Annotated in this window: 20 protein-coding genes; 17 read left to right on the forward strand and 3 right to left on the reverse strand. The window is 67.7% G+C overall.

Going from position 1 to position 21,328, the window contains the following annotated elements:
• From G447_RS11015 to G447_RS0103555, 15 genes are all read left to right on the forward strand, one after another.
• A partial coding sequence (locus G447_RS11015; RefSeq protein WP_243442294.1) for an HAD hydrolase-like protein occupies nt 1-2,424 on the forward strand: 2,424 nt, incomplete at its 5' end.
• The gene (locus G447_RS12355) at nt 2,421-2,582 is read left to right on the forward strand and encodes a hypothetical protein (RefSeq protein ID WP_005867446.1); all 162 of its coding nucleotides are present in this window, start codon (nt 2,421-2,423) and stop codon (nt 2,580-2,582) included. The genes G447_RS11015 and G447_RS12355, both read left to right, overlap by 4 nt.
• Nucleotides 2,579-3,412, forward strand: a complete 834-nt coding sequence (locus G447_RS0103495) for a TlyA family RNA methyltransferase (RefSeq protein WP_026430065.1) — start codon at nt 2,579-2,581, stop codon at nt 3,410-3,412. The genes G447_RS12355 and G447_RS0103495 overlap by 4 nt, the downstream gene beginning before the upstream one ends.
• On the forward strand, nt 3,405-4,238 hold the full coding sequence (locus G447_RS0103500) for an NAD kinase (protein ID WP_034476277.1): 834 nt from the start codon (nt 3,405-3,407) through the stop codon (nt 4,236-4,238). The genes G447_RS0103495 and G447_RS0103500 overlap by 8 nt, the downstream gene beginning before the upstream one ends.
• Nucleotides 4,235-5,905, forward strand: coding sequence for a DNA repair protein RecN (gene recN, locus G447_RS0103505; RefSeq protein ID WP_005867469.1), 1,671 nt, complete (start codon nt 4,235-4,237; stop codon nt 5,903-5,905). Before G447_RS0103500 ends, recN begins: the two co-directional genes overlap by 4 nt.
• Entirely contained in the window at nt 5,902-7,068 is a 1,167-nt protein-coding gene (gene steA / locus G447_RS0103510) for a putative cytokinetic ring protein SteA (RefSeq protein ID WP_026430066.1), read from the forward strand. Before recN ends, steA begins: the two co-directional genes overlap by 4 nt.
• Entirely contained in the window at nt 7,065-7,967 is a 903-nt protein-coding gene (locus G447_RS0103515; RefSeq protein ID WP_005867476.1) for a copper transporter, read from the forward strand. Before steA ends, G447_RS0103515 begins: the two co-directional genes overlap by 4 nt.
• Before the next feature lie 72 nt (nt 7,968-8,039).
• A complete protein-coding gene (locus G447_RS0103520; protein WP_026430067.1) occupies nt 8,040-8,669 on the forward strand; it encodes an NUDIX domain-containing protein in 630 nt (209 codons plus the stop codon).
• A 157-nt stretch (nt 8,670-8,826) separates the two neighbouring features.
• Nucleotides 8,827-9,522 carry a helix-turn-helix transcriptional regulator gene (locus G447_RS0103525; RefSeq protein WP_026430068.1) on the forward strand — a complete coding sequence of 232 codons (696 nt, stop codon included), beginning with the start codon at nt 8,827-8,829 and terminating at the stop codon, nt 9,520-9,522.
• A gap of 40 nt (nt 9,523-9,562) precedes the next feature.
• On the forward strand, nt 9,563-11,008 hold the full coding sequence (gene sufB / locus G447_RS0103530; RefSeq protein ID WP_026430069.1) for a Fe-S cluster assembly protein SufB: 1,446 nt from the start codon (nt 9,563-9,565) through the stop codon (nt 11,006-11,008).
• Nucleotides 11,008-12,201, forward strand: coding sequence for a Fe-S cluster assembly protein SufD (sufD, locus tag G447_RS0103535; RefSeq protein WP_026430070.1), 1,194 nt, complete (start codon nt 11,008-11,010; stop codon nt 12,199-12,201). Before sufB ends, sufD begins: the two co-directional genes overlap by 1 nt.
• 17 nt (nt 12,202-12,218) lie before the next feature.
• Nucleotides 12,219-12,968, forward strand: coding sequence for a Fe-S cluster assembly ATPase SufC (sufC, locus tag G447_RS0103540; protein ID WP_026430071.1), 750 nt, complete (start codon nt 12,219-12,221; stop codon nt 12,966-12,968).
• Nucleotides 12,969-12,970: 2 nt separating this feature from the next.
• The gene (locus G447_RS0103545; RefSeq protein ID WP_026430072.1) at nt 12,971-14,248 is read left to right on the forward strand and encodes an aminotransferase class V-fold PLP-dependent enzyme; all 1,278 of its coding nucleotides are present in this window, start codon (nt 12,971-12,973) and stop codon (nt 14,246-14,248) included.
• Nucleotides 14,249-14,279: 31 nt separating this feature from the next.
• Nucleotides 14,280-14,768, forward strand: coding sequence for a Fe-S cluster assembly sulfur transfer protein SufU (gene sufU, locus G447_RS0103550; RefSeq protein WP_026430073.1), 489 nt, complete (start codon nt 14,280-14,282; stop codon nt 14,766-14,768).
• Nucleotides 14,765-15,196 carry a metal-sulfur cluster assembly factor gene (locus tag G447_RS0103555; RefSeq protein ID WP_005867448.1) on the forward strand — a complete coding sequence of 144 codons (432 nt, stop codon included), beginning with the start codon at nt 14,765-14,767 and terminating at the stop codon, nt 15,194-15,196. The genes sufU and G447_RS0103555 overlap by 4 nt, the downstream gene beginning before the upstream one ends.
• 10 nt (nt 15,197-15,206) lie before the next feature.
• Here the strand turns inward: G447_RS0103555 and G447_RS0103560 are convergent, their stop codons facing one another.
• The gene (locus G447_RS0103560) at nt 15,207-15,842 is read right to left on the reverse strand and encodes a hypothetical protein (RefSeq protein ID WP_026430074.1); all 636 of its coding nucleotides are present in this window, start codon (nt 15,840-15,842) and stop codon (nt 15,207-15,209) included.
• Nucleotides 15,842-16,345 carry an AAA family ATPase gene (locus tag G447_RS11020; RefSeq protein ID WP_026430075.1) on the reverse strand — a complete coding sequence of 168 codons (504 nt, stop codon included), beginning with the start codon at nt 16,343-16,345 and terminating at the stop codon, nt 15,842-15,844. Before G447_RS11020 ends, G447_RS0103560 begins: the two co-directional genes overlap by 1 nt.
• A gap of 230 nt (nt 16,346-16,575) precedes the next feature.
• Between G447_RS11020 and G447_RS11950 the strand changes: the two genes are divergently transcribed.
• Both G447_RS11950 and G447_RS12245 read left to right on the forward strand, forming a co-directional pair.
• Nucleotides 16,576-17,775, forward strand: coding sequence for a DUF262 domain-containing protein (locus tag G447_RS11950; protein ID WP_207382535.1), 1,200 nt, complete (start codon nt 16,576-16,578; stop codon nt 17,773-17,775).
• A gap of 136 nt (nt 17,776-17,911) precedes the next feature.
• Nucleotides 17,912-18,586, forward strand: a complete 675-nt coding sequence (locus tag G447_RS12245) for a HEPN domain-containing protein (RefSeq protein WP_131295673.1) — start codon at nt 17,912-17,914, stop codon at nt 18,584-18,586.
• 957 nt (nt 18,587-19,543) lie between these two features.
• Here G447_RS12245 and G447_RS0103570 read toward each other — a convergent pair.
• Nucleotides 19,544-21,226: an AMP-binding protein gene (locus G447_RS0103570; protein WP_026430076.1), complete on the reverse strand. Its 1,683-nt coding sequence runs from the start codon at nt 21,224-21,226 to the stop codon at nt 19,544-19,546.
• Between the last annotated feature and the right edge of the window lie 102 nt (nt 21,227-21,328).

Raw genomic sequence — 21,328 nt, forward strand, 5'->3', positions numbered from 1 at the left:
CGGGGTGAGCGCCGCTACGACAACGCAGACCGCGGCCGCGGCTTCCGCCGGGACGACCGGGGCGGACGCGGCTACGACCGCGACGACCAGCGCGGACCCAAGCGCTTCGACCGAGGGAACCAGGGATACTCCAGCACGTCCAACACGGGCGAGTCCGCCTCACGGGACGGTGGTGGACCGGCGATCCCTGCGGGCGTGTCCGCCGAGGAGCTCGACCCCCAGGCCCTGGTCGCGCTGGAGACCCTGTCCGGGCCGAACCGCGATATCGTTGCCCGCCATCTGGTGATGGCCGGACAACTCATCGACCTGGATCCACAGGAGGCTTACAAGCACGCCCAGGCCGCTGTGGCGCGCGCCGGGCGCGTCGACGTGGTCCGGGAGGCTGCGGCTCTGACGGCCTATGCCTCGGGGCGCTACGAGGAGGCGCTGCGGGAGGTGCGCGCTGTGCGCCGCATGCGCGGGGACGACTCCCTGCGCGCCGTTGAGGCGGATTCCGAGAGGGGGCTCGGCCACCCCGAGAAGGCAGTCGAGATCGTTGACGCGGCCAGCACCGCTGGCATGGAGCTCTCCGAGCAGGTCGAGCTGGTCCTCGTCTCCTCGGGCGCACGCGCCGACCTGGGCCAGTCTGATGTCGGCCTCGTGATCGTCGACGACGCCCTGGCCCGCCTCGGCGACGGCGCCGACGAGACGCTCATGCGCCGTCTCATGGAGGTCAAGGCGGATCGCTTGCGCGAGCTCGGGCGCCACGACGAGGCGGACGAGACCCTGGCCGCCATGCCCGAGGAGATCGACGCCCCCGACATCGTGGACGTGTCGCTCTACCAGGACGCAGACGTGGACTCCAAGCGGTCCCCGCTGCGCGGCACCGAGGCCCCCCTGGCCGACCTCTACGACGTGGCCCTGCTGGACCTGGACGGCACAGCGTGGGCGGGCGACCAGACCATCGACCATGCCGCAGACACGGTCCTGGCCTCGCGTGAGCGCGGTATGAAGAGCGCTTTCGTCACCAACAACGCGATGCGCACGCCCCAGCAGGTCGCTGACAAACTCAACGCCATGGGCTTCGAAGCGACCCCCGATATGGTCATGACTTCCGCTATGGACGCCGCCGCGAATATGGCGGAGGAACTCGAGGAGGGCGCCAAGGTCTTCATGATCGGTGGCGAGGGACTGCGCCAGGCGCTTGCGGAGAACGGCTTCACCGTGGTCGCGAGCGCCGACGACGAGCCCGTCGCCGTCGTGCAGGGCCTCGACAAGCAGGTCGACTGGAGCACCCTGAGCGAGGGGGCGTTCGCGATCCAGCGCGGTGCCGCCTACTACGCCACGAACCTCGACGCCACATTGCCCGAGGAACGGGGACAGGCCCTGGGGAACGGCGCCCTCGTGCGCGCCATACAGCACGCCACCCGCAAGCGCCCCGTCGCGGCGGGCAAACCGGAGGCGAGCATCTACCAGCGCGGCGCGCGTCGGGTCGGTGGCGAGCGCCCCCTCGCCGTCGGCGACCGCTTGGAGACGGACATCATGGGCGCCGTTAACGCGCAGGTCCCCGCGATGCACGTGCTCACCGGTGTCCACGGAGCGCAGGACGTCCTGCGCGCGCCCCGGGGCCAGCGCCCCTCGTTCCTGGCGCGCGACATGCGCGGTCTGCTCGAGGCCCACCCCGGCCCCAAGCACCACCGGGACGGAACGTGGACCTGCGGCTTCTCGCAGGTGGCGAAGGTCGCCCGCTCGGGTGCGCTCACGCTCGACGACATCGAGCTCGTGGACGGCCAAGCGGTGACGATCGACTCCTACCGGGCCCTCGCGGCCGCCGCATGGGAGTACGCCGACGAGGTCGGCGAGCCGCGCTGCCCGCGGATCACTGTCGTTGACAACGACGATCCGACGGGCGTTGTCGCAGCGCCCGAACCGGAGGAAGACGCCGAGGCCGCGGGGGCCATTGCCTCCGAAGAAACGCTGACCGAACCGGAGAAAGGCGCCGGTTCCGCCGACGGGGCCTCCCCTGAGGACACCGGCACTGCGGCCGCGGTCGGCGCACAGACCGAGGCGAACCATGACGAGGCCGACGGCGATGGCGCGCAGGCGCCCGCAGGACCGGCCGGCGCAAATGGGGCCGGCGCCGGGGCGGACTCCGCTGAGGGCGCCCCGGAGCAGGACCCGGCCGTGCCCGACCGGGACTCTGAAGCGCCCGCAGAGGAGGTGGGCGGGGTCCCCGCGGATTCCGCCTCCGGCACCGGGGCGCCCGGCGGTCCCGACGCGGATGCCGCTCCCGATCCCGAAGCCGTCACCGATCTGGAGGATGTGGCCGCTGCTGCCGACTCCCTGCCCGATCCCGCGGACCAGATCCCTGAGTTCCTGCCGGGCGAGGAGGAACTGGAAGCGTTACTGGCCGAGACCTCCGGCATGGACGAGGACGGGCGATGACCAGCCTGTCCAGCCAGGTCGACGCCCAGCTGGCCGACTTCGACCAGCTGGGCGCCCAAGCGCGCGTCGACGTGCTGACCGCCATCGACTCCCAGCTGCGCCAGGGCCTCGATTCGCCGGCCGCTCCGCCAGCCCCCGGAGCGCTAGGAGAAGCGTGAGACTGAGGAGACTCGACTCCGAACTGGTGCGGCGCGGCATCGCGCGCTCGCGCGGACACGCCCAGGAGCTCATCGAATCCGGCCGCGTGCGGTTGGACGGGGAAGTCGTGCTCAAGCCGGCGCGCCAGATGAACCCCGCCCAGGCCGTCGTCGTCGCCCAGGGGGACGACGCGGACTACGTCTCGCGGGGCGCCCACAAACTGGCTGGAGCCCTCGACGCACTGGGGGACGCCGCGCCCGTCATCGCGGGCAGGCGGTGCCTGGACGCAGGCGCGTCGACGGGGGGGTTCACGGACGTGCTGCTGCGGCGCGGCGCGTCCTCGGTGGTGGCCGTCGACGTCGGCTACGGACAACTGGCGTGGAAACTCCAGACCGACCCCCGCGTCCACGTGCTCGACCGTACGAACGTGCGGACGCTGGACCCCGGCGCCGTGGCGCCCGCGCCGCAGGTGGTCGTCGGCGACATGTCGTTCATCTCGCTGACGCTGGTGATCCCGGCACTGGTGGCGGCAGCGGCCCCGGACGCGGACTTCCTGCTCATGGTCAAACCCCAGTTCGAGATCGGCAAAGAGCGCCTGGGGCGCGGGGGAGTGGTGCGCGACCCCGCGCACCACGTGGAGACCGTGGAGAAGGTGGCGCGCTGCGCCCTGGCGGAGGGACTCGCGATCGCCGCCGTTCAGGCGTCCCCGCTGCCGGGGCCCAGCGGCAATATCGAGTATTTTATTCACATGCGCAAAGGCCACCCGACGCCGATCGACCCGAACACGCTCACCGACCACATCCGCGACGCAGTGCGCCGCGGCCCAGCGGGCGGGGTGCGGCATGGCTGATCGTGTCATGCTGGTCCGCCACGTGGCGAGGCCCGAAGCGATCCATGCCGCCGAGTCCGTGAAGACGGAGCTCGAAGCGCTCGGCATTGAGGTCGTCACAGAGGGATCGGCCGCCGACATCGACCTGGTGCTCGCGATGGGGGGCGACGGCACTTTCCTGGCCGCGGCCTCGCACGCCCGGCAGCACGACGTGCCGCTGCTCGGCGTCAACGCCGGGCACATGGGGTTCCTCACGCAGCTGTCGAAGCGCGGCGTGGGGGAGGTGGCGGCCCGCATCGCAGAAGGCGACTACCGCGTCGAGTCCCGCATGACCCTGGATGTGCGGGTGGACCGCCCCGACGGGACCACGGCCTCGAACTGGGCGCTCAACGAGGCGGTCGTCATGCACACGGACGTTGCCCACCCGGTGCACTTCGCCCTCATCGTCGATGGGCAGGAGGTCTCCACCTACGGCGCCGACGGCATGATCGTCTCCACGCCGACAGGGTCGACGGCCTACTCCTTCTCGGCCGGCGGCCCCGTGGTGTGGCCCGACACGGAAGCGGTCATCGTCGCCCCCCTGGCCGCGCACGGGCTGTTCACCCGCCCCCTGGTGCTCGGCCCGTCCTCGTGCCTGCAGATCGTGGTCCTCCGCGACATGTGGACCGCGCCGGAGATGTGGTGCGACGGCCTGCGCCGCGAGGAAGTCCCCGCCGGATCCACCGTGACCGCGCGTGTGGGATCCAGGCCCGTGCGCCTCGTGCGCGTCGACGACACCCCCTTCTCCGCGCGCCTCGTCACCAAGTTCAACCTGCCGGTCGGCGGATGGAGGGGCACGGACGCATGATCACGTCCATCGACATCCGCAACCTCGGGGTCATCGCCGGGGCCCACGCGGACTTCGGCCCCGGGCTGACGGTGGTGACCGGCGAGACGGGGGCGGGCAAGACGATGGTGCTCTCCAGCCTGCTCCTGCTGCTGGGAGGGCGCGCCGACGCGGCACTGGTCCGCCAGGGCGCGGCGCGCCTCGACGTCGACGGGGTCTTCGAGGTCGACGAGGACACGGCAGAGCGCGCCGAGGAGGCGGGCGGCGTCGTCGAGGACGGCGAGCTCATCGTGGGGCGCACTGTCCCCGCACGCGGCAGGTCGCGGGCGCGCCTGGGAGGGCGCCCAGTGCCCGCCTCCGCCATCGCGGGAATCGTCGGGTCCATGGTGACCATCCACGGCCAGTCCGACCAGATCCGCCTCACCTCCCAGAACGCCCAGCGCGAGGCCCTCGACCGGTTCGGGGGGGCGGCGCACCAGGGACTTGTCGCGCGCTACCGGGGGGCGTTCCACGCCGCAGTCGCGGCGAAGAAGCGCCTCGACGCTGCGCTCGCCGACCGGGATGGGCGCGAGGAGGAGATCGAGGACCTCGCCGCCGCGACCGCGCGCATCGCCTCGCTCGGCCTGGCAGTGGGGGAGGAGGAGGAACTGGCCCGCGAATCAGCGCGGCTGACGAACGTCCAGGACCTGCGCGCCCACTGCGAGGCCGCCCAGGGCGCCCTGCGTGGCGGCGACTCCGTCCCCGGCGCGATCGACCTGGCGCGACAAGCCCTCGCCGAACTCGACGGGGCGGGCCGCTACGACGAGTCGGTGGTGGAGATGTGCCAGCGCCTCCAGTCGCAGATCCTCGAGGTCGAGGCACTGGCCGATGACGTCTCCGCCTACTCGCGCACCCTCGAGCCCGATCCGGCGGCCCTGGCGCGCGTCCACGAGCGCAGGGCCGCCATCAAGGACGCGCTGCGCGGGCGGGCCGGCGACATCGAGGGGCTCCTCGCCTGGAACGAGGCCGCCCTGGAGCGGCTGGAGGAGCTCTCCTCGCCCGACTCCGACCCTGAGGCCCTCGAGCGCGCCCTCGCCGCGGCGCAGGAGCGCGTCCTCGAGCTGGGTGGCCGTCTCAGCGAAGCGCGTCGGCGCCTCGCGGACTCCCTGTCGGCCCAGGTCGATGAGGAGTTGCGTGCCCTGTCCATGCCCGACGCCTCCCTGTCCATCGCGCTCACCCCCTCCAAGCCCACCTCCCACGGTTTGGAGACCATCGGCTTCCTGCTGCGCCCCCACCCCTCCGCCCCGCCCCGCCCCCTCGGATCGGGTGCTTCGGGCGGAGAGCTGTCGCGCGTGATGCTGGCCCTGGAGCTCATCCTGGGGCGCGACGGTTCTTCCTCGACCTTCGTCTTCGATGAGATCGACGCCGGAATCGGCGGCCAGACCGCCACGGAGGTCGGCGCCCGCCTGGCGCGCCTGGCGGAGGACCACCAGGTCATCGTCGTCACCCACCTCGCCCAGGTCGCCGCCTTCGCCTCCCACCACCTGGTGATCGCCAAGGACGACGGGACCACGTCCGTGCGCGTCGTCACCGGAGTCGACAGGGAGGCCGAACTCACCAGAATGATGGGTGGTGATCCGCACTCGCCGGCGGCGCGCCGCAACGTTATCGAGGTCCTGGGCTCGGCCGTGTCACAATCGCAGGGATGAGAGACACACCCACATCCGACGACATCCAGGGGCGCGTCCGCGTCGACGAGCGCCCAAGGGCCCTGGCCACGCGCCTTGAGGCCGGCGAGATCGCGGTCATCGACCGCCCGGACCTGGACCGCCAGTCCGCGCTCGCCTTGGCCGCGCGCCAGCCCGCGGCGGTCCTCAACGCCGCGCCCTCCGCGACGGGGCGCCACAAGGTCCTGGGGGCGGTCGCACTCCTGGACGCGGGGATCCCCCTGATCGACGATCTCGGCCAGGACATCATGACCGTGCGCGAGGGGGAGCGGATCAGGATCGTGGGTGACCGCGTCCTGCGCGGCGGCTCGGTCGTCGCCAGCGGGCGCAGGGTCGCCGGAGAGGACATCGCAGCGGAGGACGACACGGGCCTGGCGACCCAGGTCGAGGCGTTCACCGCCTCCATCGACGGCTACCTGGCGCTCGACGGGGACCTGCTCATACGCGGGGAGGGGAGCCCCCAGCTGGCGGGCATCGTGGACTCGCGGCCCGTACTGCTGGTCGTCGACGGCCCGCGCCTGGCTGAGGACCTGGCCGTCCTGGGGCCCTGGCGCAGGGAGGCCGCTCCCATCGTCGTGGCCGTGGACGCGGGGGCCGACGCCGCCCTGGCCCACAGGATCACCCCCCACGTCGTCGTCGGCGACGCCACTTTGATGGGCGAGAAGGCCATCCGCAAGGCCAAGCGCGTGGTCGTGCGCGTCGGCTCCGACGGCATCGCGCCCGGGCGCGAGCGCCTGGACCGGATGGGCGTGCCCTATGAGACAGTGACGATGTCGGGCAGCGCCCAGGACGCGGCCTGCGTCGTCGCCACCCACGCGGGCGCCTCGGCGATCGTCACAGCGGGCATGGAGCGGGGCCTCGACGACTTCCTCGACCAGGGGCGCGCCGCCATGGCCCCGGCGTTCTTCTCGCGCCTGGTCGCCGGGGACCTGCTGATCGCCCCCAGGGCGGTCGCCGCGACGCACAAGCCCCGGCCCAGGGGGTGGGCGCTGGTGCTCCTCGCCGTGGTGGCGCTGGCGCTCATGGGCGCCGCCCTGTGGTCGACCCCGTGGGGCAACGACGCCTTCCACCGCCTCTTCGGCCTCGTCACCCACCTGTCCACCGGGCCCGGTTACGCGCAGGCCCTGATCGGAGGAGTCCTATGATCAACTTCCGCTACCACGTCGTGTCCGTGATCGGTATCTTCGTCGCTCTCGCAGTCGGCATCGTCCTGGGGGCAGGCCCCCTGCAGGCGCGCATCAACTCGGCGATGGCCCCCGGCGAGCAGACGCAGGCCGCGTCCGAGCAGGCAGCCGAGCTCAGTGCCCAGGCGAGCGCGGAAGCCGCGGGCCTCAAAGAGCTGGCCACCGCGCGCCTCGGCCAGTCACTGGCCGGCAAGTCCGTGGTGGTGCTCACCCTGCCGGGGGCGCGCAGCGAGGACGTGACCAGTGTGCGCGAAACGCTCACCGGCGCGGGCGCCCAGGTGGTCGGAGCCATCACCCTTTCCGACAACTGGGACTCCCAGGCCATGTCGCAGTACCGCACGACGCTGTCGACCACGCTCGCCTCGCACCTGTCCAACCCGGCGGCCGCGACCGCCAGCGCGGACGCCGTGATCGGCTACTCCATCGCGCAGGTCGTCTCCTCCACGGACTCCGAGTCCAACCTGCTGTCCCAGATCCTCACTGACAAGACCACGCCGATCATGACCATCGACGAGGACCCGAAGGGCGCCGGACAGATGCTGGTCGCCATCGGCCCGCGCCCCGACGCCCAGGGCTCCAAGTCCACCACCGCCCCCGCCGTCGAGCGGTCGGCCGACGCGTGGGCGGGACTGGGCCAAGCCGTTGGCGCCACTTCCGGAGTGGTCCTGGGCGATGCCTCCGCCAAGGGATCCCTCGTGGCGCAGTTGCGCGCCCAGGGGGTCGCCGTGACGACGGTCGATTCGGTGGGCACCACGCTCGGTGCCGTGGACACGGCCCTCGCCCTCGCCTCGCCGTCCGCGTCGGCCCGCGCCTACGGCGTGGGGACGGGCGCGCAGTCGGCGGTGCCCAGCGGCAGTTGAGCGGCCAGCGCCTCCTATACGATTACGATGGTGCGGGCCGCGCGCAGACCGCAGAGCAATGACGGAGTGACAGTGAGCGAATCGCACAGGATCGAGGACGCCCGAGCCCCCAGGCCCGTGGAGTCCCAGACCGTCCTGGCCCGGGGGATAGTGGTCGACTTCTGTGAGGACCGGGTGGTCGTCGAGGAGGGCAAGGACCCGGTGTGCCGCCAGTACACGCGCCATCCGGGGGCCGTTGGCGTGGTCGCGCTGCGCGGGCCGGCGGGCGAGGAGGAGGTGCTGCTGCTGCGCCAGTACCGCCACCCCGTGCGCGCCGAGCTGTGGGAGATCCCCGCGGGGCTGCTCGACGTGGAGGGCGAAGAACCGGTCGTGGCCGCCCAACGGGAACTCGCCGAGGAGGCGGACCTGGAAGCGGGCCAGTGGGATGTCCTCGTCGACTACTTCACCTCCCCGGGCGGCTCCACCGAACCCATCCGCGTCTTCCTGGCCCGCGATCTGGCCCCGACGGGCACGGCCTTCGAGCGCAGTGACGAGGAAGCCGGCATCAAGACCGCGTGGGTGGGCCTCGACGAGGCTGTCGCCGCAGTCCTGGACGGCCGGATCCACAATCCGAACTCCGTCGCAGGACTGCTGGCGGCCCACGCGGCGCGCGCGGACCGGTGGGCGTCTCTGCGCCCCGCCGCGTCCCCCTGGTTCCGCTGAGGGGCCCGGCCGCTAGCGCGGGCCGTTGGTCCTGGCGGATGTGTGCGGATTTACAACGCACACGGGTTTTCGCAACGCTCTTCTATCGAAATTGAAGTAGACTCGTGTCAGAAAAGCGCGCGGGCCCCGCCCGCGCCACGACGGGACGGGAGGAACCATGGCCGACGCGCAGGACGCGAACACCCGCCAGCAGGTCCTCGACCTCGTCGTCGAGAAGGGGCCGGTCACGGCGTCCGCCATCGCGAGGATCCTGGGGTTGACCACCGCCGCGGTGCGCAGGCACATCACGATCCTCATGGAGTCGGAGGAGATCGCCGAGCACGAGCCCGGAACGGTGGCCAAACGCGGCAGGGGCCGTCCCGCGCGCCACTACATCGCCACCGAGCGCGCCCACATGCACTTGGCCGACGGGTACTCCGATTTGGCCGTCAAAGCCCTCAGGCACCTGGGGCAAGTCGGCGGCGAGGAAGCGGTCGACTCCTTCGCCGCTGCGCGCTCGCGCGAGATCGAGCGGCGCTACGCGCCCATCGTGCGCGACGCAGGCAAGGACCCGCGCGTGCGCGCCCAGGCGCTGGCCGACGCCCTCACCCAGGACGGCTACGCCGCCACAGTGCGTGAGATCGCCAACGGCACCTTCGCGGTCCAGCTGTGCCAGGGGCACTGCCCCATCCAGCACGTGGCGGGGGACTTCCCCCAGTTGTGCGACGCCGAGACCCAGGCGTTCTCCCGCCTGCTCGACGTCCACGTCCAACGGCTCGCCACGCTCGCGGGCGGCGAGCACGTGTGCACCACGCACATCCCGGTGGGCATGCCCACTATCCGCCCTGGAGCGCGGGCGGCGCTGCGCAAGTAAATTAGCGCGCAGAGCACATTGATGAGAGGTTGACACCACCATGACCCAGGCACCCCCATTGGGCGCTGAAGAACGTCGCATGACCGACGACGAGATCATCGGTTCCATCGGGAAGTACGAGTTCGGATGGCACGACTCCGACGACTACTCCAAGGGCGTTCCCTACGGAATCGACGAGAGCGTCGTCCGCCATATCTCGGACGTGAAGGGCGAACCGCAGTGGATGCGGGAGCGGCGCCTCAAAGCCCTCGAGCTCTTCGACCGCAAACCCATGCCCGCCTGGGGGCCCGACCTGTCGGGCGTCGACTTCGACGCCTTCAAATACTACGTGCGCCCCACGGACCGCCAGGTCAACGACTGGGAGGACCTGCCCGAGGAGATCCGCGACACCTACGACCGCCTCGGAATCCCCGAGGCGGAGAAGGCGCGCCTCGTGTCCGGCGTGGCCGCCCAGTACGAGTCCGAGGTCGTCTACCAGCAGATCCAGGAGGACCTGGAGCGCCAGGGCGTCATCTTCACCGACACCGACACGGGCCTGCGCGAGCACCCCGAGATCTTCGAGGAGTACTTCGGCAAGTGCGTACCCGCCGGGGACAACAAGTTCTCGGCGCTCAACACCGCCGCCTGGTCCGGGGGGTCCTTCGTCTACGTCCCCAAGGGCGTGCACGTGAACATCCCGCTGCAGGCCTACTTCCGCATCAACACCCAGGCGATGGGCCAGTTCGAGCGGACGCTCATCATCGCCGACGAGGGCTCCTACGTCCACTACGTCGAGGGCTGCACGGCGCCCATCTACGACGAGAACTCCCTGCACTCGGGCGTCATCGAGATCTTCGTGAAGAAGGACGCGCGCGTGCGCTACACGACCATCCAGAACTGGTCGACCAACGTCCTCAACCTGGTGACGCAGCGCGCCATGGTCGACGAGGGGGGCACCATGGAATGGGTGGACGGCAATATGGGCGCCGCCATCACCATGAAGTACCCCGCCTGCTTCCTCATGGGCGCCCACGCCCGCGGCGAGACCCTGTCCATCGGCTTCGCCGGCCCCGGCCAGCAGCAGGACACGGGCGCGAAAATGGTGCACATGGCGCCCCACACCTCGTCGTCCATCGTGTCCAAGTCCGTGTCCCGGGGCGGGGGGCGCACCTCGTACCGCGGCCTCGTCCAGGTCAACGCCCGGGCGCGCCACTCCAAGTCCAACGTGCTGTGCGACGCGCTGCTGGTCGACAAGGTGTCGCGCACCGACACCTACCCCTACGTGGACGTGCGCACCGACGACGTCGAGATGGGGCACGAGGCGACCGTGTCGAAGGTGAGCGCCGACCAGCTCTTCTACCTCATGAGCCGGGGGCTGGCGGAGAACGAGGCGATGGCCACCATCGTCCGCGGCTTCGTCGAGCCCATCGCCAAGGAGCTCCCCATGGAGTACGCCCTCGAACTCAATCGCCTGATCGAACTGCAGATGGAAGGATCCGTCGGCTGATGCCCACGCCCAACACTATCGCCGAGACGATGAACAAGGCCCACTCCCACGGGGGCGGCGCCGGATCGACCTCGCACTCCTCGCGCGCCGACCGCCCCACGTCCTTCTCCCTCGACGACATCCCCGTTCCCGCCGGGCGCGAGGAGGACTGGCGCTTCACACCGCTGCGCCGCATCGACGCGCTCTTCGACCCCGCGAACTACGACCGGGGCGACGCGCCGATCAGCGTCGACGCCCCCGACGGCGTCACCGTCGAGACGGCAGGCCGCTCCGACGCGCGCCTGGGGAGGGTTCTGGCCCCGGGCGACCGCACGGCCGTGGTCGCCTGGAACGGCTTCGATCAGGCCACCGTCGTCGAAATCCCCCGTGGGGCGGAACTCGCCTCGCCGGTGCGCATCGCCGTCACCGGGGTGGAGGGCACGCGCTGCCAGCACCTGGTCGTGCGCGCGGGCGCCATGTCGAGGGCCACCGTCATCGTTTCCCACACCGGCAGCCCCGGTGCCAGGATCAACCAGGGCATCGAGGTGGAAGCGGGCGACGGCGCGGACCTGACCGTCGTGTCCCTGCAGGAGTGGGACGACACGGTCGTCCACGCCTCCAACCAGCGCCTCGCCCTGGGGCGCGACGCCAAGCTCACGCACATCGTCGTCACTTTCGGCGGCGACCTGGTGCGCGTGTGCTCCGACACGGACTTCCGCGGGCCCGGCTCCGAGCTCACCATGCTCGGCCTCTACTTCGTCGACGCCGGCCAGCACCTGGAGCACCGCGTCTTCGTCGACCACGCCCAGCCCAACTGCTACTCGCGCGTCACCTACAAGGGCGCTCTGCAGGGAAAGGACGCGCACTCCGTGTGGATCGGCGACTGCCTGATCCGCGAGACCGCCGACGACACCGACACCTACGAGCTCAACCGCAACCTCGTGCTCACCGAGGGCGCGAAGGCCGACTCGGTGCCCAACCTGGAGATCGAGAACGGCGAGATCAAGGGAGCGGGGCACGCCTCGGCGACAGGGCGCTTCGACGACGAGCAGCTGTTCTACCTCATGAGCCGAGGCGTCCCCGAGTCCGAGGCGCGGCGCCTCGTCGTGCGCGGCTTCTTCGCCGAACTCGTCAACCAGATCGGCGTCCCCGAGGTGGCCGCCCGCCTCATGGCGACCGTCGAGGCCGAACTGGCCAAGTCCCGCAACAACTGACTTCCCGAGGAACACACATGTCGACACTGAAAATCAAGGACCTGCACGTCTCCGTGGAGACCCAGGACGGCGCCAAGGAGATCCTCAAGGGCGTCAACCTCACCATCGAGTCCGGCGAGATCCACGCCATCATGGGCCCCAACGGATCGGGCAAGTCCACCATGGCCTACGCGCTGGCAGGCCACCCCGACTACGAGATCACGCAGGGCGAGGCGTGGCTGGACGACCAGCTCATCACGGAGATGAGCGTCGACGAGCGCGCCAAGGCCGGCCTGTTCCTGGCCATGCAGTACCCCGTCGAGGTCGCGGGGGTGTCCGTCTCCAACTTCTTGCGCACCGCCAAGACCGCGATCGAGGGCCGCGCACCGGCCCTGCGCACGTGGGTCAAGGAGGTGCGCGGCGCCATGGAGGGCCTGCGCATGGACCCCGACTTCGCCGAGCGCGACGTCAACGTCGGCTTCTCCGGCGGTGAGAAGAAGCGCCTGGAGATCCTGCAGATGGAGCTGCTCAAGCCCTCCTTCGCCGTGCTGGACGAGACGGACTCCGGCCTGGACGTCGACGCGCTGCGCATCGTTTCCGAGGGCGTCAACCGCGTCCACGGCGACACCGGCTGCGGCGTCATGCTCATCACCCACTACACGCGCATCCTGCGCTACATCAAGCCCAGTCACGTCCACGTCTTCGTCGATGGGCGCGTCGCCGCCCAGGGCGGTCCCGAGCTGGCCGACCAACTCGAGGAGACCGGCTACGACACGTATCTGAAGTGACGATGACGGCAACGGACTTCAGCGCCGCCGAGCTCGAGGCAATACGGTCGGACTTCCCGATCCTGTCCCGCCCCGGGCGCGGCGGCGCGCCCATCGCCTACCTGGACGCTTCCGCCACGTCGCAGAAGCCCCGCCAGGTCATCGAGGCGGAAGCCGACTTCTACAGGCTGCACAACGGCGCCGTCCACCGCGGCACCCACCTGCTGGGCGACGAGTCCACCGATGCCTTCGAGCGCGCCCGCTCGGTGCTGGCGGGCTTCATCGGCGCCAGGGCCGACGAGGTCGTGTGGACGAAGAACGCCACCGAGGCGATCAACCTGGTCGCCCTGGCGATCGGGCACGCCAGCTGCGGGCGCGGAGGCGGGGCGGCGGAGGGGCTGAGGATCGGCCAGGGCGACCGCATCGTCGTCACCCGCGCCGAGCACCACGCGAACATCGTGCCCTGGCAGGAGCTGTGCGCGCGCACCGGAGCCGAACTGGCGTGGCTGGACCTGCTGGAGGACGGGCGCATCGACCTGGGCGCACTGGACGCCATCGCACCCAACACCCGCCTGGTCGCCTTCACCCACGTCTCAAACGTGACCGGCGCCGTCTCGCCGGTCGATGCGGTCGTCGCGGCCGCCAGGGAGGCGGGCGCCCTCGTCCTGCTCGACACCTGCCAGTCGAGCGCCCACATGCCCATCGACGTGGCGCGCCTGGGCGCCGACTTCGCCGTGTTCTCCTCCCACAAGATGCTGGGGCCCACGGGCGCGGGCGCGCTGTGGGGGCGCAGGGAACTGCTCGAAGCAATGCCCCCCGTCCTCACCGGCGGCTCCATGATCGAGTGGGTCTCCATGGAGGGCAGCACTTTCATGGCGCCGCCCGAGCGCTTCGAGGCCGGCTCGCAGCCCGTCGCGCAGATCGCGGGGTGGGCGAGGGCCCTGGAGTACTTGGACGCGCTGGGCATGGACCGGATCGAGGCCCACGAGCACGCGCTCACGCGCCTCATGCTGGAGGGCATCGCCTCAGTGGAGGGAGTGCGCGTCCTCGGCCCGGGCACCGACTCCGACCGCATCGGCGTCGTCGCCTTCGCTGTGGACGGAGTCCACCCCCACGACGTGGGCCAGGTCATGGACGCCTACGATGTTGCGGTGCGCGTCGGGCACCACTGTGCGATACCGTTGCACACGTTCTTCGGGGTGCGCTCCTCGGCCCGCGCCTCGGTGGCGCTGACGACCACCGCCGACGAGATCGAACGGATGGTCGAGGCGCTGGGCAGGGTGCGCGGTTTCTTCGGCTGACGCCGCGCGAAGGGAAGGAAAGGGAAACACGATGGGCAGTCTGGACCAGCTCTACCAGCAGGTCATCCTCGACCACGCGCGCGAGCGCCACGGCGCGGGAGACCCGCACCACCACGGGGCCACGTCCCACCAGGTGAACCCCACGTGCGGCGACGAGGTCACCCTGGGCGTCACGCTGGAGGACGGCGCCCTGGCGTCCCTGGACTGGGATGGCGACGGCTGCTCCATCTCCAGGGCCTCCCTGTCGATGCTCACCGATCTCGCCGTCGGCAAGTCCGTGGAGGAGGTCGGCGCCCTCTACGGCGCCATGGAGGCCATGATGCACTCGCGCAACCTCGGCGTCGACGACGAGGTCCTGGACCGCCTGGGCGACGCAGCCGCCCTGGAATCCACCTCCCAGTTCGCCAACCGCGTCAAATGCGCGCTGCTGGGCTGGTACGCCCTGCGCGACGCGATCGCCAAGTCCGGCTACGACATCTCCGCCACCAGTGGCACCACCGAGCAAGGAGACCCCAGATGAGCAACCCGATGGCCCAGTCCGAGCCCGTGGAGCAGCGCTTCGCGGCCCCCGCCCAGCCCGCCGCCCCCGAGGGCGCCGCAGTCCGCCAGATCGACGGCACCGACATCGTCGAGCAGGGGACGCTGGCAGGGGAGAGCGTCCTGGAGGCCCTCAAGGACGTCATCGACCCCGAGCTCGGCATCAATATCGTCGACCTCGGCCTGGTCTACGGGGTGTTCATCGCCCCCGACAACGCCGTGCGCCTCGACATGACGCTCACCTCCGCGGCGTGCCCCCTCACGGACGTCATCGAGCGCCAAGCCCAGATGATCCTGGCCTCCGTCACCGACCAGACTCAGATCAACTGGGTGTGGATGCCGCCGTGGGGGCCCGACCGCATCACCCCCGACGGGCGCGAGCAGCTGCGCGCCATCGGCTTCAACGTGTGAGGGACGGGCCTCAGCCGCCCTCAAGGGAGTCGTGCAACTGGGTGAGGCGGACCAGGGCGCGTGCCAGGGAGTCGTTGTGGTCAGCGGCGCGGATGGCCGACCAATGGCGTGACGCGAAGTCCGCGAGGCGACGGCCGTAGAGGGGGCCGAAGCTCAGTTTTCCCTTCGTCGTGCGCACCATCGTCTTGCGAACGTCTTTGATCCTCGCTTTGCTCAACACGTTGAGCAGAACCTCCTTGTGGCTCCCCATCCGCCCCAGCGCGGCTGAATCGGGGATCGCGGAAGGGCTGAGGCCGCAGAACGCGGCGAGACCGTCACGGTACGCGAGGATCCAGCTCTCAACGCACACGTCAACAACGCGGATAATGAATCCGGCCGGAACAGGCGTGATCTGACTCAATCCCTCCATCTCAACGCGTAGTTCTTTCGGGCAATGGTGGTCACCGTCGACGAATAGGATGCGCGGGTAGTACTGTGCGGCTTGCGCGTGCGAAGACATGCGTTTCCGTATGTTCTTCACTCCGTGGGCGACCTGTATGCCGCTGGCGTCCACCTGCCATTGTGCGGATTCTAGGAGCGAATGGATGATGGGGACATCGGTGGTGCCCTCCACGTACACCTCTGCGGGCAGTGGCGCCAGCGTCATCACATCACCGCGTTCGAGGGGATCTCGTGACGCGCGGTGAGTTCCACGACCTCAGAGGGCGGGAACTGCGCTTCGACGGCCGCCCGGATGCGGGGGTCTTCGCTTTCGGAGAGGAGTTCGCCGGTTGTTCCTTCATCGGTTGTCCGTAGGAGCAAGACCTGGTCGGCGCCGATAGTCTCATCGGAAAGGAGTTCCGGAGAATGCGTGGTGATGACCATCTGGATCTTTTTATTGTATGCGACCTCGGCCAGGAAGGAGGGCAGGGAGCGCACGACGGAGGGTTGCAAGAAGGTTTCGGGCTCCTCCAGCAGCACTAAGGTGGTGCTGCGCGGCAAAGTCGCAAGATCGAAGAGGATGCCGAGTAGGCGCAGGGTTCCCTCGGAGAACTGGTCGTGGGTGAAGCGCGACGAGGCGCTCTCCGGGTCGTCGCTGTAGAAGACGACCTCTTCTCCAGCAAGTCGCCGGTAGGAGAGATTCGGTACCTCCGGGACGGTGGCCGCCATAATCGGACGGATACGGGCACAACCGTGTCCAGTGCAGTGGCTGGGAACCGGCCCGCGAGTTGGAAGAAACCAGTTCCGTGGTCGTCGGGCTCGAAGCGCCCGTACATCTCATGTAGCTAAAATCATGGAAGAACGCATCCAAACAAGCAGTAACCTGCGCATATGTTCAGCTTGGACGACGTGTGCTAAAGTAGCCATCAGGTAGCGCGCAACATAGGAGGTTGTTCAGCATGATCCGATCCGACGAGCCAACCTTTGTCGATGAGTGGAATACCGACGATGAGGAACAGGAGGTTTACAACCCGACGCGGGACGCGCAATCTATCGAAGAAAAATACAGTAGTAGTCAGTTAAGGATTGTAAGGGAAAGTCGTGATTGGCAGTTAGACTACCTTAGGGTTGCCCTTAACGGCGAAAGTGCGCTAGTTGACTTAAAGCCTCAGTATCAGAGGCGTGACAGATGGGATCTGAAGAAGCGTTCGCGACTTATCGAGTCTCTTTTGCTCAATATTCCCATTCCGTCGATATTTCTCTATGAGGGTGAGTACAATAGCTACGAGGTGATCGACGGAAAGCAGCGACTTGAAACACTGCGCGCGTACTTGGGTAACGAGTTTCGCCTATCAGGTACTGAGTTCTGGCAAGAGCTTGACGGTAAGTTATTTTGCGAATTGCCTGACGTGATTCAGCGTGGACTGCTTCGTCGCTCTATTCCTTTGGTAATTCTTCTTGTGGAGACTAAAGATCTCAATGATTCAGGCTTCGATATTCGTCGACTGCTGTTTAATCGCCTCAATACTGGTGGCGTCAATTTGAATCCACAAGAACTGCGGAATGCGCTATATTCTGGCCCACTTTCAGATATGCTTCTTGAACTCAGTTCGGATGATCTGTTCACGACAGTTTGGGACATTCCCTCCCATTCCGCCGCCCCCGGATCTGTCCTTACGGATCAGGATGAGCTATTGTCAAATGCTCTATATTCTAAGATGGCGGACGTTGAGATTGTTCTACGATTCTTTGCTATTCGCGATGCGATTGATTCGGGCAGGCGGGGTGCTGTCCGGAAGTTGCTTGACGACTTTATGGAGCGTGAACGTAATGCTGATGAAAGGACGATTGAGGCCTACAAGGCTTTGTATCGTAAGTGCCAAGCGTCGCTGTACAGGGTCTTTAGTAGCAGCTTGTTTAGGCTGACGAAGAGTGGGAAGCTTAGTAGACCGCTGTATGATTCCTTGATGATTGCTTCTTCTCGTATTCCCGAGTCAAAGTGGGCTTCCGGAGAGTCTATTCGGGCTTCTTTGGATCGTTTGCTTGATTCGGAAGAGACTTATAGTATTCTGGTGGGGCGAAAGAATACGATGGCTAGTATTGTTGAGCGTGTTACTCTGGCTGAGGATCTGTTGCGGGGTGATTTTGATGGCGAGTGACTTGTATCTAAAGTTCTCGGCTAGTATAGAGCGGTTCTCTCGACAAATTGAAGCGTTTGAGAGACTACGTAGGGTTGGGTCTGTAACAATAGGCAAAGGTGCGCTTGGATCTAGTGGAGCTAATGCTGATGGGAACGTGAATGAGGTTATTGAGTTACCCCCAACATGGGCTAACACGTTCCCTCATGTCTACACGGGGCTGTTTTTGCTCGCTTGGGGCATGTTTGAATCGTTTGTAAAAGCAAGTCTTAAAGAGGTTCTCAATAAAATTGTTGATGAGAGAGGGTCTGTCGATAAGTTACCAAAGCCTTTCAGAAAACGATGGGAGGAATACGCTCTCAAAATGTTAAACAATCCAAATTTTGGGCCGTTTAGACCGTACACCTCCCAAGGTGGTGGATCTGGTGCGCCCGTGAGTCCTCAGGTAGTGAGTCTTGCTGGGCAGTTACATTCATATTATCGTAGGGATAATGCGTTGCAGTTGGATTGCGATGTGGCATTGGTTACTGAGAGTAATATGGACCCTAGGTTGATTCTTGAGCTCTTCAGGCTGGTTGAAGTCGATAATCTCTGGGATAATATTCGCGCTCAAACCTATGTGCAGAGTTACTTTCAGCAAACATCTGTCTCAAAAGGGGACATTACAAGTAAGTTGGAGGATATCAAGGCTTTGCGCAATCAGTTTGCTCATCCAGTGGAGGAGTCGAGTTACTTGTCGGCGGATTCGGTAAAGGAATATTTGGAGTTTATACTTGTTTTATCTCAAGCGATGGATGAACAGTGTTCTGTATTGTTGAACGCGCGACGCTAGGGCCTTTCGCGTTATTGGTGGATGCGCGTTGGTGAGGCCTTTGAGCTATTATGGGCGGTGTGTGCTCTAAGTGTGATACCCTCAAAAGCCTCGGGTGTCGAGTGTAGACGTCCAGGCGCGCTATGGCCTGACTCATGCCCAGTGGGAGCTCCCAGGCTCCTGTTGTCCCTGCCGTCGGTCCGCGGTCACTTGCGTCAGGACGCCTTTTGCTCCCTGATCGAGGGCGTGACGGCCTCTAGCGGGTAGGGGCGCCGCGGAGGGCGTATCCACCTGCTACGAGCCATGGTTGAGGGCGTGCGCTGTTGGGTGCTTGATAGGCGGGTAAGGAGGGGGAATGAGCACATAGATTCCGGTGATCGTCATGACCAATTGTAGGGCACGTGCGCGCGAGACCGGCGTGCGTCATGACAGTGCATGCAGTGTGGAGGGGGAGTTCTTTGACTACGCCCCGGAACCGGTCGAGGGGCGAGCTACCCACCAATGTTTAACCTGCTGTTGAGGCCAGGTGCAGACTTCTTGCGGCGCTGTGGACACCGGTCCAAACTGCGAATTGCTCGGTGACGGTCCCCGGTCCTCGAAGCAATCCGTGTGCCTGTGTGACGGCCGGGGTCGCTTACACGCGTGCTCCGAGCCTGTGCTCGCCAACAAGGCCTGCACCTTGCGGGCCAGCCTTGTCTGGCTGCGCGCTTGCAACGTTAGGGTCAAGATCCCCGTCTAAGCCGACTTGGGGGGCGCCCAGTTGCCTTCGGCCCGATGCCCACCGCAACCGCAGCACCGTACGCCACGAGCGAGCTTGCCGTCCGATACCAAGTCATCACTTGCATCGATCACCGGTCCAGACAACTCACTTAGCCCAACCTGGTTACGCAATGGGACGAGTCTACGATCGCGCCCACGGACGAGGATACGCGCTCCTGCCCCTGATCCGCATCCGGTGGCCGGCGTAGGGGAGGGGCGCTAGCGCCCCAGCTTCTCCTTCACCATCTGGGCGGCCTTGCGGCGCAGGATCTTGCCGATCTGGTTGCGCGGCAGCTCCGCGATGAAGACCAGCTGGCGGGGCAGGGCGTAGTGGACGATGGACTTCTCCGCCCAGGTGCGCACCTCGTCCAGGGTCAGGGGCGCCACGCCGTCCTCCATGATGATCGCGGCCGCCACCTGCTCGGAGGCGCCCGGAGCGGGGACGCCGACCACGGCCACGTCGCGCACGCCCGGCATGGAGCGGATCGCGTCTTCGACCTGGCTGGGGTAGACGTTGAAACCGCCCGAGAGGATGAGCTCCTTCTTCCTGTCCGCCATCGTGATGAAACCGTCGTGGTTGACGCCGATGTCCCCCGTGCGCAGCCACCCGTCCCCGGTGAAGACCGCCGCCGTCTCCCCGGGGGCGTCCAAGTAGCCGGAGAACACCTGCGGCCCGCGCACCAGGATCTCGCCGGGCTGGCCGTCCGCGACATCGCGCGACGGATCCTCCAGGTCCACCAGGCGCAACTCGGTCGACGGGAAGGGCACACCGAGCACGCCGTGGCGGCGCCGGTCCGACAGCGGGGCGCCGGTGAGGACGGGCGACGTCTCCGACAGGCCGTAGCCCTCCACGATCATGCCGCCCGTCGCCTCCTCCCAGCGCTGCGCCAGCTCCGTGGACAGGGGCATCGCCCCGGCCACCGAGTAGCGGATCGACGTCAGATCCGTGCGGGTGCGGCGCGCCTCGGCCAGGACACGGTCGAACATGGGCGGCACTCCCACGAAGAAGGACACGGGCCGCCTGCGGTGCGCATCCAGGGCCATCGCCGCGTCGAACTTGGGCAGGAGCACCTGCGTGGCCGCCTTGCGCACGGCGGCGCACAGGAAGAACGTGAGCCCGAAGGCGTGGAAGTAGGGGAGCAGCGAGAAGAACGTCTCCGCCCCCTCGTGCAGGCGCCACACCCAGAACACGCACTGGTGCACGTTGACGCCGATATTGCGGTGGGTCAGGGGCGCGGACTTGGGGACCCCGTTGGTGCCCGACGTGTGGAGGATGACGGCCAAGTCCTCGGCGCCGGGCCGGGGGCACGAGGCGGGAAGCGGCGCCGCGTGGGCGACGGCCCTGTCCCACGAGCGCGACCCTGCGGGCGCGCCCCCGCGCAGCTGGCTGCGGCTCTCCCGCGCCCGGCGCACGGGCAGGCGCAACAGGAAGCGCTGGGAAGCGGGCATGTGGGCGCTGATGTCCACGGTGAACACGGTGGCCACGCCAGAGGCAGCGTACACGTGCGCGCACTTCTCCCACACGACCGCCACCCGGCCCTTGTGGCGCCCCAACTGACCGCGCACCTGCGAGGCGGGGGCCAGCGGATTGTGCTGGGCGGTGACGGCGCCGATGCGCATGCACGCGTAGAACACCACGAAAGCCTGCGGGCAGTTCGGCAAGGCGACGGCGACGACATCGCCCCTGCCCACGCCGGCCCCGACCAGGGCGCTGGCGGCGCGCTCCACCTGCTCCAGGACCTGGCGGTAGGTGATGGCCGCCCCGAAGTAGTCCAGGGCGGCGCGGTCGGGGTAGAGGCGCGCGGCGTCCTCCAGCAGTGAGAACAGGGAGCCCTCCCAGTCGGGGACCTCGTGGGGGACGGCGTCGTAGAAAGCACGCGCCTGCTCAGTGATGCTCGTCATACCAGTGCTCTCCTTATCTGCGGTGCGACTCCCCGCCGGCGCGCGGAGCCGGTTTCTTCGCGGTGATCGCCGACGAGGCGCGGCCCACCCACCCGCGCCGGG

This window comes from Schaalia georgiae DSM 6843 (assembly GCF_000429245.1).
GTDB classification, from domain to species: Bacteria; Actinomycetota; Actinomycetes; order Actinomycetales; family Actinomycetaceae; genus Pauljensenia; species Pauljensenia georgiae.

Coding starts and splice junctions, on each gene's coding strand:
- G447_RS12355 (WP_005867446.1), top strand. CDS start 2,421: ATGACCAGCCTGTCCAGCCAGGTCGACGCCCAGCTGGCCGACTTCGAC.
- G447_RS0103500 (WP_034476277.1), top strand. CDS start 3,405: ATGGCTGATCGTGTCATGCTGGTCCGCCACGTGGCGAGGCCCGAAGCG.
- recN (WP_005867469.1), top strand. CDS start 4,235: ATGATCACGTCCATCGACATCCGCAACCTCGGGGTCATCGCCGGGGCC.
- steA (WP_026430066.1), top strand. CDS start 5,902: ATGAGAGACACACCCACATCCGACGACATCCAGGGGCGCGTCCGCGTC.
- G447_RS0103515 (WP_005867476.1), top strand. CDS start 7,065: ATGATCAACTTCCGCTACCACGTCGTGTCCGTGATCGGTATCTTCGTC.
- G447_RS0103525 (WP_026430068.1), top strand. CDS start 8,827: ATGGCCGACGCGCAGGACGCGAACACCCGCCAGCAGGTCCTCGACCTC.
- sufB (WP_026430069.1), top strand. CDS start 9,563: ATGACCCAGGCACCCCCATTGGGCGCTGAAGAACGTCGCATGACCGAC.
- sufD (WP_026430070.1), top strand. CDS start 11,008: ATGCCCACGCCCAACACTATCGCCGAGACGATGAACAAGGCCCACTCC.
- sufC (WP_026430071.1), top strand. CDS start 12,219: ATGTCGACACTGAAAATCAAGGACCTGCACGTCTCCGTGGAGACCCAG.
- G447_RS0103545 (WP_026430072.1), top strand. CDS start 12,971: ATGACGGCAACGGACTTCAGCGCCGCCGAGCTCGAGGCAATACGGTCG.
- sufU (WP_026430073.1), top strand. CDS start 14,280: ATGGGCAGTCTGGACCAGCTCTACCAGCAGGTCATCCTCGACCACGCG.
- G447_RS0103555 (WP_005867448.1), top strand. CDS start 14,765: ATGAGCAACCCGATGGCCCAGTCCGAGCCCGTGGAGCAGCGCTTCGCG.
- G447_RS0103560 (WP_026430074.1), bottom strand. CDS start 15,842: ATGACGCTGGCGCCACTGCCCGCAGAGGTGTACGTGGAGGGCACCACC.
- G447_RS11020 (WP_026430075.1), bottom strand. CDS start 16,345: ATGGCGGCCACCGTCCCGGAGGTACCGAATCTCTCCTACCGGCGACTT.
- G447_RS11950 (WP_207382535.1), top strand. CDS start 16,576: ATGATCCGATCCGACGAGCCAACCTTTGTCGATGAGTGGAATACCGAC.
- G447_RS0103570 (WP_026430076.1), bottom strand. CDS start 21,226: ATGACGAGCATCACTGAGCAGGCGCGTGCTTTCTACGACGCCGTCCCC.